Origin of the sequence: Corynebacterium sp. A21 (assembly GCF_052266655.1) — a bacterium.
Taxonomy (GTDB): domain Bacteria; phylum Actinomycetota; class Actinomycetes; order Mycobacteriales; family Mycobacteriaceae; genus Corynebacterium.
Genome location: NZ_JBQPQY010000018.1, coordinates 1 through 18,026, shown reverse-complemented (window position 1 = coordinate 18,026; position 18,026 = coordinate 1). Strand labels below are relative to the sequence as shown.

Genomic DNA, 18,026 nt, shown 5'->3' with positions numbered 1-18,026 from the left:
CCACCAATTCTAGGGAGCATCCGAAAAATTTGTCGGATGAATCTTGGGTGAGATGCTGTCGACGACCGGATCCCACAGTGCTACCCCCGAGGTGGTGACCGTACAGATAGGGGCATCCAGTGCCGGAATGTTGCTGCGGCAACACCGGAAAGGGATTGTCCGTTGGCGGATATCGGTCAGTATCCGGTGGTCGCTGAAAATTGGTGTCAGATGTTGGTTTGGTGGGGTTACCTGCCGCTATGCTTAACTCGTTTTGGGTGGAAAGGTAAGGGGTGGCCGTTCCGGAGGGACACCATTAATTACTGTGTAGCGTGTAATCCTGAAAGAGGCGTGATGTAGTGTCACGTGAAATGACAACATCGTAATTGTAGGCTCCGCGATATCGCGCAGAGTCCGAACGGCTACGGTGATCAGTAAATGAAGTGCAGGTCTGTGGGGAATCCTGCAGATACCGGCGCGTAAGTATTTTCAGTAGGCGAGAGGGAAGTAACCCCGGTGGCAGCAGACAAGGGCTCGGACGTCAAACGACTTGTGATTGTTGAGTCAGCAACCAAGGCGAAGAAGATCCAGCCGTACCTGGGTGACAACTACATCGTCGAAGCATCGGTCGGTCATATTCGTGACCTTCCTCGAGGTGCTGCCGATGTGCCCGCCAAGTACAAGAAAGAGCCCTGGGCTCGCCTCGGAGTGGACACCGATCACGGTTTCGCTCCGCTTTATGTGGTCAGCCCCGACAAAAAGAAGAAGGTCGCCGACCTCAAGGCCAAGCTGAAGTTGGTCGACGAGCTCTATCTGGCGACAGACCCCGACCGTGAGGGCGAGGCCATCGCCTGGCACCTGCTTGAGGAACTCAAGCCGCAGGTCCCGGTGCGTCGCATGGTCTTCCACGAGATCACCAAACCGGCGATCCTCGAGGCTGCCGCCAACACCCGTGAGCTGGACACCAATCTCGTTGATGCCCAAGAGACCCGTCGTATCCTCGACCGTCTCTACGGCTACGAGATCTCCCCGGTGCTGTGGAAGAAGGTCATGCCGCGACTGTCCGCCGGTCGCGTGCAGTCGGTGGCGACCCGCGTGATCGTCGAGCGGGAACGTGAGCGCATGGCCTTCGTCTCCGCCGATTACTGGGACATTGCCGCTGAGCTTGATACCGGTAACAAAGACCAGGACCCGGAAAACCCGCGGACCTTCAAGGCCAAGCTCACCGCCATCGACGGGATGCGCATCGCTCAAGGCCGTGACTTCAACGACCTGGGTCAGCTGACCTCGGAGGTCGTGGTCGTCGATAAGCAACGCGCCGAGGCGCTGGCTACCGGACTCCAGAACGCGGCGATGAGTGTCGCCGGCGTCGAGGAAAAGCCTTATACCCGCCGTCCCTATGCGCCGTTCATGACTTCTACACTGCAGCAGGAAGCCGGCCGCAAGCTGCACTTCACTTCGGAGCGGACCATGCGCATCGCGCAGCGTCTCTACGAAAACGGCCACATCACCTATATGCGTACTGATTCCACCTCGCTCTCAGCCTCCGGTATCGAGGCCGCCCGGGCGCAGGCGTTGGAACTCTACGGTGCGGCTTTCGTCGCCGATGGTCCGCGTCGCTATGACCGCAAGGTGAAGAATTCCCAGGAGGCCCACGAGGCCATCCGCCCCGCCGGCGAAACTTTCTCCACCCCGGGGCAGCTGCATGGCCAGCTCGATGCCGAGGAATACAAGCTCTACGAGCTGATCTGGCAGCGCACCGTCGCCTCCCAGATGACGGATGCCAAGGGCACCTCGATGAAGGTCACGGTCACCGGTGAATCTGCCGGTGGCGAGAAGGTGGAGTTCTCATCCACCGGCCGCACCATCACCTTCTCGGGCTTCCTGCGTGCCTACGTGGAAACCACCCTCAACGCCGAGGGACGCGATGTCGCCGACAACGCCGAGAGTCGACTGCCGCGCCTGAGCAAGGGCGATGCACTCGGGGTCAACGAGCTCGAGGCTGCCGGTCACTCCACCAACCCGCCGGCCCGCTACACCGAAGCCAGCCTGGTCAAGAAGATGGAGGACCTGGGAATCGGGCGGCCCTCGACCTATGCCTCGATCATCCGCACCATCCAGGACCGTGGTTATGTCCTGCCCCGCGGTAACGCCTTGGTCCCCAGCTGGGTGGCCTTCGCCGTGATCGGTCTGATGGAGCAGAACTTCGAGGACCTGGTCGACTATGATTTCACCTCCTCCATGGAGGATGAACTCGATGACATCGCCAGTGGTGAAGAGGACCGCACCGAGTGGCTGACCGGCTTCTACTTCGGCAACGCTGAGGCCTCTGAAGCCAAGGCAGAATCTGTCGCCCGCAAGGGTGGTCTGAAGAACCTCGTCGGGGATAACCTCGAGCACATCGACGCCCGTCTGGTGAATTCCCTTCATCTCTACGACGATGAGCAGGGCCGGGCCATCAACGTCCGTGTCGGCCGCTACGGACCCTATATCGAGCGTCAGGTCGGAGTGAATGCGGAAGGCGAGCCGGACTACCAGCGCGCCAATCTGCCGGAATCCACCACTCCGGATGAGCTGACCCTGGAGCTCGCCGAGAAGCTCTTCGCCACCCCACAGGGGGGCCGTGAACTGGGGCAGAACCCGGACAACGGTCGGACCGTTGTGGCCAAGGAAGGCCGCTACGGCCCGTATGTCACCGAGCAAGTGCGCGAGGATGAGCGCGAACATGCCGAGGCTGAGGCAGAAAAGGCCATCATCGTCGAGCGGGCGGAAGAAGATCGCCAGCGTGCTGCGGATGGCATGCGCAAGAAGAACTGGGAGACCAAGACCGCCGCCACCCAGAAGGAGAAGCGGATCAACCAGCTGGTCGAGGAATCCCTCAAGCCGGCCACGGCTTCCCTGTTCTCCACGATGGAACCCGCCACCGTCACCCTGGAACAGGCATTACAGCTGCTCACTCTGCCGCGTGAGGTCGGAATCGACCCCGCCGACAACGAGCTCATCACGGCCCAGAACGGTCGTTACGGTCCTTACCTGAAGAAGGGTAATGATTCCCGTTCGCTGGCGAATGAGGAGCAGATCTTCACGGTCACCCTGGACGAAGCCCGCCGCATTTACGCTGAGCCGAAGCGCCGTGGCCGTGCCGCAGCGACCCCGCCGCTGAAAATACTCGGTGACAATGACGTCTCCGGTAAGCCGATGACCGTCAAGGACGGCCGTTTCGGCCCCTATGTCACCGACGGTGACACCAACGCCTCCCTGCGCAAGGGGGAAGTGCCGGAGCAGCTTACCGACGCCCGTGCCAACGAGCTCCTCTCTGAACGCCGTGCCAAGGAAGCCGCTGACGGCGGTCCGGCAAAGAAGACGAGCAAGAAGTCGCCGGCGAAGAAGAGCACGGCGAAAAAGACGACCGCCAAGAAAACCACGGCCAAGAAAACAGCTGCGAAGAAACCACCGCAGACCACTAAGCGTGTGGTCAAGGCCGGAACCCGGAAGCCGTAGCCCCATGAAATCACTGGTAGGGGAGTTTTTAGACCGGACCCGCAAGGGGACTCAGGCAATGATGGCCTCGGTGAAAGTCGCTAGCACTGAGCCGGAACGAGCCGGGTACCTCTTGGTCGGCGGACTGGCTGCTGGCACGAGGTTTCTCGGCCATGAGAAGCTGGCATCCTCCTTCCGTTGGGCACTCCCGCCATTGCTGGCGGGGACGGTGCTGCGAAGCAACCTGGCGGTAGCGGAGAAGAGTATTCTCCTGGCTGGACTCGGCGCTGGGTTAGTGGGGGAGATCGAGAAGACCCGCAATGCCGCATACCCCTCGGCAACGGGTATCGCCGGGGTGACCGGGCAACACCTGGCCTATTCAGTGCTGCTGGTGCACCGGGGAGCCCAGCCTTCCTGGATAAGCTCACAGCTCCGTGGCCTGGCCTGGATTTCGGGGGTGGGGATGGCTTTCAGCGGTGGAACTGCGCTGGTGATTGCCTCGCTGATCGCCGGTGCCGGTGTTATCTCCACCTCAACGCTCTCCCAAAGCCGGGATTTGCAGGACGGCCCACTCAGCCGCCAGGGGTTAGATCACGCGGGCAACCTGATCTTGGCCAGTGAAGGTTTGGCACTGCTCGGTGCCTTGAACACCAAAAAATTCCACACCCTCGGGAAACTTCTGGATTCCGCGATGACCGGAACCGGAGTGGTCGGGCACCTGCTGCTGGTTGATGGACTGGTGCGTACTTAAGCCGCATTCCAGTGGTCCGCTCCGAGGCCGTGCTCTTCCCCGGGGCGGAAGTCAGCGGAGTGGGCGATGAGAGCGTGCCGGAACGAGGTGGGCATGAGAACCGCTGGCAGGTCAAACTCGATGGCGGAGCGGGAAATCGCCATGCCGACATCTTCGATCAGAATGCTGCCGGGCCAGAAGGCATAAACCAGGCCAGCGCGTTCCGCTACCGTGGCGGCTCCCTCCGATTGCAGATCTTCGCTGAGCTGGTCGATGGTTTCAGCCCGATGGTAATCGCAGAAGGAATGCCTGATGTCTATCTGCGAAAGGGTACCGCTGCGTAGTTTCTGGATTCCGTTGATATAGCGGATGCCATCGATCCCCTGAGCGATGGTGACACTGTCGCCGGGGACGAATCCGAGGTCCAAGGCACCGGTGTGCAACTCAAATCCGTGGGGGATCCGCTGGGCTTTGAGCCGGCGGGGTTTGGCCGGAACCAGGATATCTTTCGGGGTGCGGGGATGGAGGGCGAGCATGGCAATGACATTCTTTTTCTTGGTCATGAGGCTCAGCATGACAGACCTGCCGGACACGAAACTCCGGAAAGCTGCAGCGTAGCGCCTATCTGTGGATAACCCGGAAATTGGGGTGGTTATCCACAGCACTGACTGCTGACGAGTTGACAAGATCTTGGGGGAGTGGAATTGATTCCCAGTTCTCCTGTGATCGAAGGCGACCGAGGGCATCCGAAGATTGCCGAAGTGGTGGGATTTATCCGGATCTACTCAGGGCAATCCAAAAATCTGGATAGTGTTGGATAATTATGGATGGTTTCCGATACTTCCGGGAGAGGATCATGGATGGAAAAGACAGAAAGATCCCTGGACATGGCCGGAATCTATGCCGCTGTGCTTAAGCGCTCCACCGAAGGAGCTGTGGCGCTTAGCGAGTCGCTGCGGCGGGCCACCCGGGAACCGGAACGTGCCGGCTACCTAGCTTTTGCTGAGCTCAACAGCTGGTCCTCGCTCTTCAGGTGGAAGAAACTCAAGGCAGCCACCAAACCTGCGCTCCTGCCGCTGCTCGCTGGCAGGATCCTTCGATCGGAGTTAGATACCTCAGCAAAAACCATCGGTCTGCTCGGTCTATCAGGCGGCTGCTTCGGTGATGTGGTGCTGCTTCGGCCCGATCGCTTACCGCTGGGAGCGGCGGGTTTCGCATTCAATCACCTTGCCTATAGCTGGCTGCTCTGGCAACGAGGTGCCCGTCCCACAGTCGCCAGGGCAGCGGGCCGGGCTCTACCCCTGGTCTTCGCCATCGGGCTGACCGCCTGGCGGAAACCGCAGCTGCTGCCGATCACGGCCGGCTACGGCAGCCTCCTTGCCACTGTCTCGGTGCTTGGCGACGACCGTGCGCTCATCAGGGCGGACGCTCCCTCATCATTGGGGATCGGACACGGTGGCAACCTCTTCCTGCTCTCTGATGCCCTGTTGATCAGCCGTGAGCTGCTGTTTAAGGAAGATAGCTTCAGCGCCCGGATTCTTGATGCGATGGTGATGGACACCTACACCATCGCCCAGCTGTTATTGGTGGACGGCCTTTTCCCGGCTGAACTCGCTCAGCCTGCAGCGAGGTCGCGGCGTCGATAAGCAATAAGCGCCAAGGCGAACAGCACGAGCGCGAGCACCACCATGATGCCCAGCGGTAAGACTTCCAGGTCGGCATCAGGAACCGCCGGGGTATGCCAGAGCGGGGACAACGCTTTAGCCCAGTCCGGGAGGTTGATCATCTCGCCGAGGAAGATCACGAACGCGGCCCAGCCAACGGGCAGCCAGCCCAGTGCCGACAGCCGAGGCGACAACCCCAATATCACTGCTGCTATCGCCCCGTGCAGCGCGATAGCGGGGAGGTAGGCGAGCGCGGCGAGGGCCATCTCACCCATCCAGGACAGCTGGCCATCGGCGATGGACATACCTACGCCCACCCCGAATCCGAGAATGATGTGCATGATCACCGACCACGCCAGAATTACCAGGCACCAGCCGGACAACAGCGCGGAACGGGAACTACCGGACTGGATGATCGCGGCGACCCGGCCAACGGATTCTTCACCGCGTAGCCGCAGCACGCCTGCGACCATCAGGGCGATCGGGGCGATGGTCAGCATCGCCAACATGACCGCACCGAAGGAGCGGGTTAGATCTTCCAGATCAAGGTCAATGAAGTCGGCGACGGCGGGGATCTCGGAAATCATGTCCTGCAGCTCGGAGGCGAGCAGACCGAACCCTAGGGCAAAGAAGAACAACCCACCCGTCCACCAGATGAAGGCGGCGGATTCAAGGCGAAGCGCGAGCCCGACAGGGGAGAGCAGTCGGTGGGCGGCTCGAGCTGGGCCGGGTCGCGGACTGGTCAGTCCGGCACCCAGGTCGCGGTGGGCTGAGAGGTAGAAGGCGAAGGTGGTGAATATCAGGATTGCAGCCACTGAAACCATCAGCGGCCACCAGCGCAGATCCACAAAGAGGCGGGTCTGCTGTGCCCAGGCGAAGGGCGAGAACCAAGAGAGCCAGGAGCCCTGGGAATTGAGTACATCCCCGATGCCCCGGACCGCATAAGCCAGGGCGATGGTGCCCAGGCCGATTCCCGTCGCGGCCCGGGCGGAATCGGTGATCTGTGCGGTGATCGCCGCGATGGTGGCAAAGACCAGACCGGTCAGCGCGGTAGCCAAACCAAAAGCGAGGGAATCAACGATCGCCAGATCGGTGATGATCAGGCCGAGGGCTACCGCCACCCCAACCAAGACATTGAGCAGCACCACCAGCGCGAGAGCAGCCGCCGGCGCAGCCCAGCGTCCCACCGGCAATGCCCGCAGGACCTCCAAACGACCAGTTTCCTCCTCGGTGCGGGTGTGTCGGACCATGAACAACACACCCATGATCGCCGCTGGCAGGAAGGTGTAGAGCGACATCTCATTGGCCACCATTGCACCGAAGGTGTAGTTGTCTGCGGCGAAGAGCGGGCCGGTCATCATGATCGCCGCGGGGTTCTTCAAGAGTGCGGCGCGGGCCTGCAAGGATTCCGGGGTGGGGTAGGCGACAGCTACAGCTGCCACGGAGCCGGCGATCAGGAGGAAGAAGCTCAACACCCAGACCACCAGGCGGAGTCGGTCCAGTCGAAGATTCAGGCGGAAGAGTCGGCCAAACCCGGTCAGCGGGCCGCTCCGGGTAGTTGAAGGAGTGGGGGAGCGGGTCACGGTGGTCATCATGACTGCGCCATTTCATCGGTGGCTGCACCGGATGCCGTGCCACCGTAGTGCCGGAGAAACAGGTCCTCCAGGGAGGGTGGGCTGATCCGCAGGTTATCCACCCCGATATCAGCCAGGACCCTCAGCACCCCGGTGATATGGTCATTGTCCACGTCGAAGTGAATCTGCGAATTCTCGGCCTTCAGGGCGTGTACCCCGAGGAGATCACTGAGCCGGGAAGCATCAGAGCGTACCGTGGCGGTGACATTCAACCTGGTCAGGTGGCGCAACTCCGCGAGGGTGCCATGCTCGACATCGGTGCCCTCTCGGATGATGCTCACCCGGTCACAGAGTTTCTCCACCTCGCCGAGGATGTGGCTCGAGAGCAAGATGGTGCGTCCCTGATTACGGAGTTTCCGGATTTCATCAGTGAAGATGGCCTCCATCAGTGGATCCAGACCAGAGGTAGGCTCATCGAGCAGATACAGGTCAACATCCAGGGCCAGTGCCGCAACTAGGGCGACCTTCTGGCGATTGCCCTTGGAGTAGGTACGAGCCTTCTTCCGGGGATCGAGCCCGAATTTCTCGATCAGTTCATCTCTTCGCTGCTTCAGCGCGGGGGAACGCTGGTGACGGGTGAGTACGTCAATGGCTTCACCACCGGTGAGGTTAGGCCAGAGACTGGTTTCGCCTGCGACATAGGCCAGCCGGTGGTGCAGTTCCACGGAATCCCGCCAGGGGTCCCGCCCCAGCACCGTTGACTCACCACCGGTTGCCCGGAGCATGCCGAGCAGTACCTTGATGGTGGTGGACTTGCCGGCACCGTTGGGGCCGAGGAAACCATGCACCTGTCCGGTGGAAACGTTGAAGTTGAAGTTGTCCAAGGCGGTGGTCCGGCCGAACCGCTTGGTCAGATTGGTGGTCGTGATGGCTGAATCAGACATCATCTCTCCTGGGTGGCGGAGTTAGCTCCGGTGATACTGGGAACATGCTGCGGCCGGGCACTGGACATCCGGTGTTGCCACACCTGTACCCGGGAGCTGTGGTTCCGTAGTTTTTGACCGCATAATTCCAGGCTACCCGTGCTCAGCAGCGGAATCTATGGCCCCGAGCATGGCTCAAATGTCCCAGCTCAGGCCGCTGACCGCCTGAGATCATCCAGCACCGGGGTGCTCTCGGCAGCTACCGGGGCAATTGATGGCAGCTCAAGGTGACACCGGTGGCGCAGCTCCACGATCGTGGACCGGAGAGCCTGCTCAGATATCGGTGGGGAAAGAAGCTGGGTGTTGATCTTCTTCCGGAGGGTGGCGGCTCGTTGTTGCTGGGTCTGCGCCTGGGTCACGGTCACCGCAGCTCCTAGCAGGGTGTCGAGTAGCTGCCGGGCGTTCTCCGGGGAATGGATCTCACTCCAGTGGGCGAGGTAGCTGCCTGAAGTGATCTCGGAGATGGAGACCTCAAAGAGACCGAACTCCTCAAGCTCCTCAATCATGCGGAATTGCTCTGCTGCAGCCACCTCGGGGCTAAAGGAGAAATAGGCGATGACACCCGGTACCAGGGACACTAGGCGGGTTATCTGGAATCTGCCCTCGGGATCGGGGTGGGCTTCCACGATGTCCCCATCGATCAGGCCTGGTGGGGCGCAGACCTCGTGGATTTCATAGCAGTTGGCCGTGGCGCCGATGAGGTTGCGACCAAGGACAGCACAATCTTGGGATTCGTCCCTGTGGAGGCGGAGACGTAGCCGACGGGCACTCGAATGAAAATCTCGAAAAGAAGGACTCATGGCTGCGAGCATGGCAGGCGAAGCCTGGGTGGAAAAGGACCCCGCTTTCAAGGCTGTGGATAACTCCGGCAAATCCGGGTTATCCACACCCTGATGCCAGGGGTGGTTGACAGCTGTCATCAGAACCCACTCACTGCCGGAATGACCAAAGCCACGGACAAACCGGCAAAAGCAAGCCCCCGAGTTCCCGGAACACCCTGCTTGCTGCATATGCTTGAGCCCACCACAATTCCATTCATCGATGAGCCCCGGCCTCCACCCATGGCCGACCTCTCCGAGAAATGTTCCACGGCCTTAGCGTGCGTTAGGGCCGGCGAAAAGGAAGTAACGAGTACCAGCTCATGCAGGACTGGCAGATCATCACCATCACGGCGGCCGTCATCATCGGTGTCGTCCTCCTCGTCCTCAAAGGACGTCTACATCCGGCAATCTCCCTGGTTGTCGGCGCCCTGGCCCTGGGGTTGGCCACCGGATTGGGGATTGAGGAGACCACCGAGACCGTCATGCGAGGTTTCGGCAATATCCTCTACGAGGTCGGCCTCCTGATCGCCTGGGGAGTGCTCACCGGATCGCTGCTCCACGCCACCGGTGCGATCACCAGACTGGTGGATTCCCTGCTCCGGATCTTCGGGGTCAAGGGTGTACCCTATGCCCTCGCGATCTCCCACGGCACTGTGCTGCAGTCCATCTTCCCGGACGTGATGCTGGTGATGAGTGCGCCGCTGGTCCGCCGCATGGTGCCTTTCATGGGAAAGAACGGCCGAGCCAAGCTCGCCAGTGCCATGGCACTGGGCATCGAGGTCGGCGTGGTCATGGTGGTTCCGGGTGTCGGTGCCCTGGCACTGGCTGGTGTGATGGGGGTGTCCCTGGGCAAGATGCTGCTCTTCGGCGGTCTGGTGGGCGTGCTCACCATGGTCATCACCCAGACCATCATGTCCTTCGCCTTCGATCGGGGATTCTGGAATCCCCGGCTGGATGAGGCCTTCCACGTTCAAGATGATGGCGAGATCACCGGGGAACCCGAGAACAACACCGGGACCGGTGGTGGAGTTCAAACAGCTTCAGAAACCAGGACTGAAACGACGACCACCACCAGGCGCAAGGAGTTGCCGCTGGGGTTGCTCTTCGCCCCGATGGTGCTGGCATTGGTGCTCATGGCGATCGGCGGGGTGCTTGAGATCGCGGGTGGCAGCCACCCGGTGCTGGACTTCCTGGCCACCCCGGTGGTTGCCCTGCTCATCGGGCTTCTGGGTACCTTCGTGCTGGCCTGGCGTGCCCTGGGTATCGATGAGGTGGAGACCGCCCTGGGGAATGGCTTCCGGGAGTCCGGTCTGATTCTCATCCTCACCGGTGCCGGTGGTTCACTGGCGGAGATGGTCGGACAGTCCGGTATGGGGGATATTCTGGGCAAGTTCTTCTCCGCAAATTCCGCGGTACCGCTGCTCACGGTGTGGGCGATTGCTGCGGTGCTGCACATTGCCGTCGGATCAATTGTGATCTCATCGATCACCGCAGCCAGCCTGTTGGCCCCGGTCGCCGCCCAGATCGGTCTGGATCCGGTGCTCATCGCCTTGGCAGCCGGTGCGGGTTCGATGTTCCTGGTGCACGTCACCTCGAATACCTTCTGGTTGCTGCAGTCGCTGCTGGGACAGACCACCCGAGGTGCTTTCAAGACGGTGAGCATCGGGATCTCGGTGGCCTCCGTGGTCGCGCTTGGGCTTACCCTGGTGCTCTCGATGTTCTTCTAGCCTCAGGCGAAGACCGTCATCAGGTAGATCATGAAGAGCACCAGGTGTGCGGCACCGTGAATGGCAGTGACCTTCTTGCCGGCGAAGGTGGCCACGGACATTAAGAGGGTGACCAGCAACAACATCAGGTTCACCGGGGATTCCGCGAACACCACCTGCTGCCCGGTTATCAGCGCGATGATCAGGACAGTGGGAATGGTCAGCCCCACGGTGGAGACCAGCGCGCCGTGAGTCAGGTTGCTCACCCGCTGGGTTTCGCCCCCCAGTGCCGCCCGGATGGTGGTGATGGTCTCGGGCAGGAACACGATCGCGGCGATCAGGATGCCGGAGAGCGCAACAGGGGCTCCCGCACGGTCGAGCGCGACGTCGAGAAGCGTGGCCAGGTCATGGGAGAGCAGGACGATCGGCAGCACCAGGGCGATCAGCAGACCCGTGCGGGCGAGAATCTCTCCCCGGTGCTCAGCGATTATCTGGGTGACGGCGGGACGCGCCTGGTCGCCTATTTGTGCGGTGGCGAGAAATTCAACTTCCTGGAAGTCGGTTTTCTGCGCACCCATCTGTCGGTAGAGGAAGAAGGCGTAGAGCGCAATCGTCAGGATGATGACAGGGATGGCTTGACCGGTGGTGAACGCGCCGTCCACGCCGATGAAGGCGGGAAGGGCGAAAGCCATTGACCCCAGGAGCACGATCATCGCGAGGTAAGCGGAGGTGCCGGTGCGGTTATGGCTCAGGTCGCCATGTTTCATTCCGCCGAGCAACAGGGCGAGACCGAGCACGAGGTTGAGGATGATCATGCTCACAGCCATCACGGAATCCCGGGCGATCGTGGGGTTCTCCCCGGGGCCGAGCAAGATCGCCGAGATCAGGATCGCCTCAATGCCGACGATCGAGATGGTGAGCACCAGGGTGCCGTAGGGATCACCCAGCCGGTGTCCGAGTGCCTCCGCCTGTTCCATCACGCCGAAGGCGGAGACGGTGATTACTGCGACTATCGCGAACAGCAGAGTCCAGATAAGCAGGGTGGGCAGCTCGCGGGTGAGTTGAGCGGAGAACGCTGTGAAGATGAGAAAGGCACCCCAGCCGATGAGTAGCCGGAGGAGCGTTCCGCGGCTGAAAAACACGCGGATGTTGGTGGCGGGGGTCAGCGGAGACGGCATGGATCTTTCAGTACCTGCTTCCGGGGCCGTCCCCGACTGAGCTGCAACATCCCGGGCCGTCCCGGGATGGAAGTTCTTTCTCCCCGCCAAGCTACTTACTTATGTTCGATCGGGCAAACGTTGGTGATCAATTCAACCAGCGGTGTTCCAGCGGCCGGAGAATGGCGGTGGCCTGCTTGGCCGTCAGGCCGATCAGGAGAGCCGCAGCCACAGTGCCTTCGCGGATCCCGAAGAGTCCGTGTAGAAAATTCAGCGAGAGGATCACGGCGGTGAGCACCATGGTCACATCGAAGACGACCTTGGTGTAACCGAAGACCAGGTATTTTCGGGTGCCGAAGATTCGGTTGAGCTCTCGGGTGACCACCAGCACCAGCGCATCGCCGGCGAGCATCACGGTATTCGCGATAACAGCGAAAGCGACACCGAAACCGACCAACACGATCCCCACCAGCGCCAGTGCCCACTGCTGCCAGTACGCGGTGTAACCCAGCCCGCCAAGCACCCAGAGCGCGAGGTCATTGAGCAGACCGAAGTACACCATCAGCGGGATCTGGAGCAGCTGCAGCAACTCGAAGCGGCGGCGCAGCATCAGCATCTGTGACAGCAGGAAGGCCAGGTTCAAAAGGATGGTCCAGGTGCCCAGGGAGAGCACGGAAATCAGACTGAGCACATAGGGGAGACTCGAGATCGAGGTGGTGCCGAGATCACTGCGCACCGCGAAGGCGATACCGAAGGCGGACAACACCTGGCCGAATAGGAGCATCGCCCACCGGCGGGCCAGGTGCTGCTGGCCGGAGGATTCTCCGGGGGGAGAGGTTCTCACCTGAGTCAGCGTAGCGAGGGGGCAGCCCCAATGTGGGGCTTTAGCCGGAATCCGGCAAGCCCTCGGTCGGCCCCCGGAAAGCCCGCCGCTGTGCCGCAGACCGCGGAGTTGGAGCTGGTCGAATCAGGCCTGGATCAGGAGAGGTTACCGAATCGAGAGGTGAAGAACCATAGGGCCTGAGCCGCCAGGTGCTCACCCTGGCTGATCGGGCCATTCGGGCACGGACCAGGGTAAATCATGATGATCACCTCCCCCAGCTCATCCCAGCAGGCATCCACCTCAGCCTGGGTCACCGGCCCATAGTGCAGGGCTTCAAAGGCCCAGGGCGGTAGTTTGTTGATGTCCGGGGGCCCAGAATCCAGGGAACCAGATGGTGTTGGCAGTGAAGACTGGGCCTGGGCGGTAGCCAGCGGCGCGGAGAACACGAGCCCGGCGGCAAATAGTACTGCGCCAACTCTTTTAAGCGTGGTGGACATAATCTCATCCTCAGGTAGACGCACCCCAACTCTCATGCAGTAAAACACAGGAAACCGAGGAATATAAGACTCCATGGGGCATAGGGTTTGGCTGCTGGGCGGTGCCGGCAGCTGATACGGGTCGCGCTGGGGGAGCGACTCAGCCTGTTCAGCGAGTACCACTATGACTATGGTCGAGATCACAGTAGCGAAGGGGGTCTGAGGTGCCAGATTGGCTGCTTGCCAGTGGGGCTGGCCTGATCGGTGGTTTCGCGCTGCTGTTGGGGGCGTTCATCGCCTGGTTTATCCGGGTGCCGCCTCGGGTGGTAGCCGTGGTGATGGCCTTCGGCGCCGGTGTGCTCATCTCGGCGTTGTCCTTCGAACTTGTGGAAGAAGCCGTCGAACAGGGCGGGCTCCTCGCAGCGTCCCTGGGGTTTCTGGTGGGTGCGGTGGTCTATGTCGGCCTGAATCTGCTGCTGGCCCGGCGCGGCGCCCGCCACCGTAAACGTTCAGGTACCCAACAGTCCGAGGATTCCGGCGGGGGTCTGTCGATCGCTATCGGAGCGCTGATAGACGGCATCCCGGAATCCATGGTGCTGGGCCTGGGTTTTCTCGGCGGCGGTGGCGTCAGTCTGCCGATGTTGGCGGCGGTGTTTATCTCGAATGTGCCGGAAGGTCTGTCCAGCACTGCGGGGATGAAGAACGCGGGTCGGGGGCCGGGGTACGTCTTCGGCATCTGGGGCGGGATGGCCCTGATCTCCGGCCTGGCCGCGCTGGCCGGTTTCCTGCTTCTCGACGGCGCGTCCCCCGCTGTGATCGGCTTCGTCAACGCCCTGGCGGCGGGAGCGATCTTGGCGATGATCTGTGACACCATGATCCCGGAGGCCTTTGAGAAGGCCTCGTTGTACTCGGGATTGATAGCCACACTCGGGTTCCTGGCAGCCTTCAGTCTCCATTCCCTGGGATGAGGACCGACCGCTTCGCGGATATCGGCTCAACCTCGGGGGATTTAACCCACCATCTTTTCCCCGTCATGTGCCCGAAATGCGACTTCCCCCGGGTGGGCTGCCAGGGCGTCCCGGATCCGTTGTTTGAACACCTGCGGCACCCGGTCGACCGCGACTGCAGCCGGCACCCACTCCACCGCCCGGGTTTCCGGGGATCCGGTGGGATGGCCCTCCCGGACCTTCGCGAGGAAGACATGGGCGATGATTCCCCGGGTGGTGTGGGTGTACACCCCGGTCAATGGTCCCAGTTCCACCAGGAATCCGGTTTCCTCGGAGGTCTCCCGGATCGCCGCCTCAGTCGGTTGCTCACCCAGCTCCACCACTCCGCCGGGCAGGTCCCAGGCGCCGTTGTCCTGACGCTGGATCAGCAGGACCCAGCCTTCAGGATCGAGGGTGACGGTAGCTGCGCTGACGGAGAAGTTGCCCATGGCGCTGAGGATAGTCAGTGCCGGGCCACCTCGCCGGAAATGATCACTGCAACCGGCGCGGCGTCGATAAGCGAGCGCTCAGGAGCGGTCTGCCAGGGTCGGCCGGATCGGCCGGGCCAGCTGGGTCATGGAACCGCGGCCGCGCAGCTCCACGGACTTCATCAGCGTCCAGCGGGCCTGCTCGGCTTCATTGGCACCGCGCAGGGTGGCGGCATTGGTGAGAATGCGGCCGGGGGTGTCCTTAGCCAGATCCGTGAGCCGGGCGGCGGCATTCACGGCATCACCGATCACGGTGTATTCGAAGCGGTCGAGTCCGCCGATGTGACCGGCGACGACGTGTCCGGCGGCGACGCCGATGCCGGCCTGTAGCTCCAGGTCCTTGAGATCCTGACGCAGTTCCCGGGCGGCGGTCAGGGCGTGGGAGTTCGCATCAGAGAGCGGGATGGGGGCACCGAAGACGGCGAGAGCGGCATCACCCTGGAACTTGTTGATGATGCCCTTGTTGCGGTGCACCGCCTTGACCACATGCTCGAAGAACTTGTTCAGCTCCTCGACAACCTCCTCCGGGGTGTGGTTGACGGCGAAGGTGGTGGAACCGATGACATCGATGAACAGCACGGCGACCTTGCGGTCCTCACCACCGAGGGTGGGGCGTTCCTCCAAGGCGCGTTGGGCGACTTCGGCCCCGACATAGCGACCGAAGATGTCACGCACCCGCTGGCGTTCCTTCAAGCCGCGCATCATCTCGTTGAATCCGGCTTGGAGCACGCCGATCTCGGAACCGTCGTAGATATCGACCTGGGCGTTGGTGTCGCCGCGGCGCACCTTGTTGATGGCGTCCTGGAGTTCATGGATCGGGTCGACCACGTTCATGATGGCGAAACTGGTGCCGATGAAACCGGTGATCAGCGCGGTGACCGCCAGCACCGAGATGCCCGGCAGAATGTCGTTGGAGTTCTCGCTGAAGAAATCGAAGCGTTGACCGAGCAGCATCAGGACGATACCGATGGTCGGCAGAGCCGAGGTCATGACCCAGATCAGTCGCAGTCGCTGCTTGATCGGGGGCTCCAGGGTGGAGTCCTCGAAACGACGCGCCAGGGCGGTGGCGGCGACCGGGCGGACCAGTCGTTCGGCCTCCAGATACGTCAGCAGCACCACGACACAGCCGGCCAGGAAAATCGAGACGGCCAGCACCATGGCCAAGCGGGCGGAGTGCGGGGCCGTCATCAACACCGCGATGACCAGTCCGATCAGCCAGACCACCGCGCACACCGCCGACTGGTAGACGGGGATGCGCATCACCAGGTTGCGGACCATGTTTGGATCGTGGTCATCCGGATGCCGCTGCCAGTCGAGGACCGGTCGGAACATCAGGAAAGTCACGACCGCGCCCACCACCACCGCAAAAAGCAGGTAGCCCAGGCCGATGGAGGTGATGTGGGGGACGTCCGTCTCGAATCCGTTGAGCTCCGGCATGGGGATGAAGAACCGGACGAACAACATGATGGCCAGCGCCCCGAGGACGTTGGAACCGAGCACGGAGGCCGCATAGAGGGGCCAGGATGTGCCCCACAGCCAATTAAGTGCCCTGAACATTCGATGCATGATCATCACTCTAGTGACTTTGAACCAGCCTCGGCCCGATACCTAATAGACTGATTCGGGTGAGTGCTCCTACCCAGACCGTCAGTGTCGCAGAACGTCTCGTGGATATGCCCGCCGTGCGGAGATCAATTATCGACGCCGCGCTGGCCTCCCGCGCCCGAATCCGCGGCGTCCCCGCCGCCGAATACGGGGTCGAGGACAGCGCGATGACCCATGCCTGGCTGTTTACCGGGCCCCCCGGTTCCGGCCGCTCCAATGCCGCGATCGCCCTGGCGGCAGCCCTGGTGTGCACGGACCCCAACGAACCGGGATGTGGCCGCTGTGAGGGCTGCCAAGCGGCCTTCAATGGCAGCCACACCGATGTGGTGCATGTGGTGCCAAAGGGATTGAGCATCGGCGTCGGCGAGGTGGAAAGAATCATCCGCGACGCCGCAAGCCTGCCCACCGTCGCCGATTGGCGGGTGGTGGTTCTCGAGGACGCTGACCGGCTTTCCGAATCCGCGGCTAACTCCCTGCTCAAGACGGTGGAGGAGCCACCGGCCCATACCGTGGTCATCCTCTGTGCACCCTCCACCGACCCGGAGGACTTCTCCGTCACCCTGCGCTCACGCTGCCGCCACGTCTACGTTAAGACCCCATCCAAAGCGGAGATCACCCGCATCCTCATCGCCGAGGAGGGGGCTTCAGAAGCAGATGCTCAGCTGGCTGCCACCGCTTCCTTACGCCACATTGGCCGAGCGCGACGGTTGGTGAGATCCCCGGAAACCCAGAAACGTCGCTCCGAAATCCTCAACCTCGCCGAACTGATCTTCCACGGCGACCAATCTTTCCAGGCAGTGAGCAGATTCGTTGACCCGGTGAAGAAGCAGGTCAAGGAGGAACTCGCCGAAATCAGTGCCGAAGAGGTGAAGAAGCTCGAGGCCTCCCTCGGCGCCGGCGGCCGGGGCAAAGGAACCCAGAAGATGGCCCGCGGCATGGCCGGGCAAGTCAAGGAATTGGAGCGGCAGCAGAAGCTCCGGGAAACCCGCGGTAACCGCGATATCCTCGATCTCTCCCTGCTGGACCTGTCCAGCCTCTACCGCGATGCCCTGATGATCCAGGTCGGAGCGGAAGTGGAATTGACCCACCCTGATTATCAAGGGATGGCCACAGACCTGGCGGGAAAAATCAGTGAGGCGGGCCTGGTCAGCTGTTTGGACGCGATTACCCGCTGCCGCGAACAGCTCGATGAAAACGTCCAACCCAAGATCGCCTTCGATGGCATGGTCGGCCGGATCCGCAAAGCCTCAGGAGTGTCCTGACCTGCAGTCAACCGGCTACCTGCGGGGAATTGAGACGGCCGGTTTTCCTGCGGCACACCGCTTAAGCTAAGCTCTTCATTTGGTAAATATGTGCTCCCTGGAGCGCAGTTTCCGCCGCCTTAGCTCAGTCGGTAGAGCGTCTCACTCGTAATGAGAAGGTCAGGAGTTCGATTCTCCTAGGCGGCTCCACGAAAACACCCCCTGACCTGCACTGATGATAGTGCGGGGCAGGGGGTTTCTGGTTGCTTTGCTGGGCCGGGGCTCTGACCTGGGGTTTGATGTTTAGGTCTCG

Annotated in this window: 15 protein-coding genes and 1 tRNA gene; 7 read left to right on the top strand and 9 right to left on the bottom strand. The window is 61.8% G+C overall.

The genetic code is table 11. The features are described 5' to 3' along the window. Positions 1-495: 495 nt before the first annotated feature. Entirely contained in the window at positions 496-3,480 is a 2,985-nt protein-coding gene (gene topA, locus ACTU46_RS15425) for a type I DNA topoisomerase (protein ID WP_443383543.1), read from the top strand. A gap of 70 nt (positions 3,481-3,550) precedes the next feature. Next, positions 3,551-4,210 (top strand): hypothetical protein, encoded by a 660-nt coding sequence (locus ACTU46_RS15420; RefSeq protein WP_443383540.1) that lies wholly within the window; start codon positions 3,551-3,553, stop codon positions 4,208-4,210. Here ACTU46_RS15420 and ACTU46_RS15415 read toward each other — a convergent pair. Then, entirely contained in the window at positions 4,207-4,752 is a 546-nt protein-coding gene (locus ACTU46_RS15415; protein WP_443383537.1) for a hypothetical protein, read from the bottom strand. The two genes, ACTU46_RS15420 and ACTU46_RS15415, sit on opposite strands and share 4 nt — an antisense overlap. Before the next feature lie 297 nt (positions 4,753-5,049). On the opposite strand from ACTU46_RS15415, the gene ACTU46_RS15410 reads away from it, so the two are divergent. Further along, positions 5,050-5,835: a lysoplasmalogenase gene (locus ACTU46_RS15410; protein WP_443383534.1), complete on the top strand. Its 786-nt coding sequence runs from the start codon at positions 5,050-5,052 to the stop codon at positions 5,833-5,835. On the opposite strand, the gene ACTU46_RS15405 is transcribed toward ACTU46_RS15410, so the two are convergent. The 3 genes from ACTU46_RS15405 to ACTU46_RS15395 all read right to left on the bottom strand — a co-directional run bounded on the left by ACTU46_RS15405 (position 5,805) and on the right by ACTU46_RS15395 (position 9,210). Next, positions 5,805-7,448 (bottom strand): ABC transporter permease, encoded by a 1,644-nt coding sequence (locus ACTU46_RS15405; RefSeq protein WP_443383531.1) that lies wholly within the window; start codon positions 7,446-7,448, stop codon positions 5,805-5,807. The genes ACTU46_RS15410 and ACTU46_RS15405 overlap by 31 nt on opposite strands. After that, positions 7,445-8,371: an ABC transporter ATP-binding protein gene (locus tag ACTU46_RS15400; RefSeq protein WP_443383618.1), complete on the bottom strand. Its 927-nt coding sequence runs from the start codon at positions 8,369-8,371 to the stop codon at positions 7,445-7,447. The genes ACTU46_RS15405 and ACTU46_RS15400 overlap by 4 nt, the downstream gene beginning before the upstream one ends. Before the next feature lie 188 nt (positions 8,372-8,559). After that, complete coding sequence (locus ACTU46_RS15395; RefSeq protein ID WP_443383529.1) at positions 8,560-9,210, bottom strand: hypothetical protein; 651 nt, start codon at positions 9,208-9,210, stop codon at positions 8,560-8,562. Positions 9,211-9,551: 341 nt separating this feature from the next. Here ACTU46_RS15395 and ACTU46_RS15390 point away from each other — a divergent pair, with 341 nt between their 5' ends. Further along, a complete protein-coding gene (locus ACTU46_RS15390; RefSeq protein ID WP_443383526.1) occupies positions 9,552-10,958 on the top strand; it encodes a GntP family permease in 1,407 nt (468 codons plus the stop codon). A gap of 2 nt (positions 10,959-10,960) precedes the next feature. Here ACTU46_RS15390 and ACTU46_RS15385 read toward each other — a convergent pair whose 3' ends face one another. The 3 genes from ACTU46_RS15385 to ACTU46_RS15375 all read right to left on the bottom strand — a co-directional run bounded on the left by ACTU46_RS15385 (position 10,961) and on the right by ACTU46_RS15375 (position 13,414). Continuing rightward, entirely contained in the window at positions 10,961-12,115 is a 1,155-nt protein-coding gene (locus ACTU46_RS15385; protein ID WP_443383523.1) for a calcium:proton antiporter, read from the bottom strand. A gap of 127 nt (positions 12,116-12,242) precedes the next feature. After that, a complete protein-coding gene (locus ACTU46_RS15380; RefSeq protein WP_443383520.1) occupies positions 12,243-12,938 on the bottom strand; it encodes a YczE/YyaS/YitT family protein in 696 nt (231 codons plus the stop codon). A 134-nt stretch (positions 12,939-13,072) separates the two neighbouring features. Further along, positions 13,073-13,414: a hypothetical protein gene (locus tag ACTU46_RS15375; RefSeq protein WP_443383517.1), complete on the bottom strand. Its 342-nt coding sequence runs from the start codon at positions 13,412-13,414 to the stop codon at positions 13,073-13,075. Between the two features lie 203 nt (positions 13,415-13,617). Between ACTU46_RS15375 and ACTU46_RS15370 the strand changes: the two genes are divergently transcribed. Further along, a complete protein-coding gene (locus tag ACTU46_RS15370) occupies positions 13,618-14,361 on the top strand; it encodes a ZIP family metal transporter (RefSeq protein ID WP_443383514.1) in 744 nt (247 codons plus the stop codon). 41 nt (positions 14,362-14,402) lie between these two features. On the opposite strand, the gene ACTU46_RS15365 is transcribed toward ACTU46_RS15370, so the two are convergent. After that, positions 14,403-14,828: an NUDIX hydrolase gene (locus tag ACTU46_RS15365; protein ID WP_443383511.1), complete on the bottom strand. Its 426-nt coding sequence runs from the start codon at positions 14,826-14,828 to the stop codon at positions 14,403-14,405. A gap of 78 nt (positions 14,829-14,906) precedes the next feature. Next, positions 14,907-16,433 (bottom strand): adenylate/guanylate cyclase domain-containing protein, encoded by a 1,527-nt coding sequence (locus ACTU46_RS15360; RefSeq protein ID WP_443383508.1) that lies wholly within the window; start codon positions 16,431-16,433, stop codon positions 14,907-14,909. Between the two features lie 59 nt (positions 16,434-16,492). On the opposite strand from ACTU46_RS15360, the gene ACTU46_RS15355 reads away from it, so the two are divergent. Then, the gene (locus tag ACTU46_RS15355; protein ID WP_443383505.1) at positions 16,493-17,734 is read left to right on the top strand and encodes a DNA polymerase III subunit delta'; all 1,242 of its coding nucleotides are present in this window, start codon (positions 16,493-16,495) and stop codon (positions 17,732-17,734) included. A gap of 113 nt (positions 17,735-17,847) precedes the next feature. Continuing rightward, positions 17,848-17,923, top strand: a tRNA-Thr gene (locus tag ACTU46_RS15350). Positions 17,924-18,026: the final 103 nt, after the last annotated feature.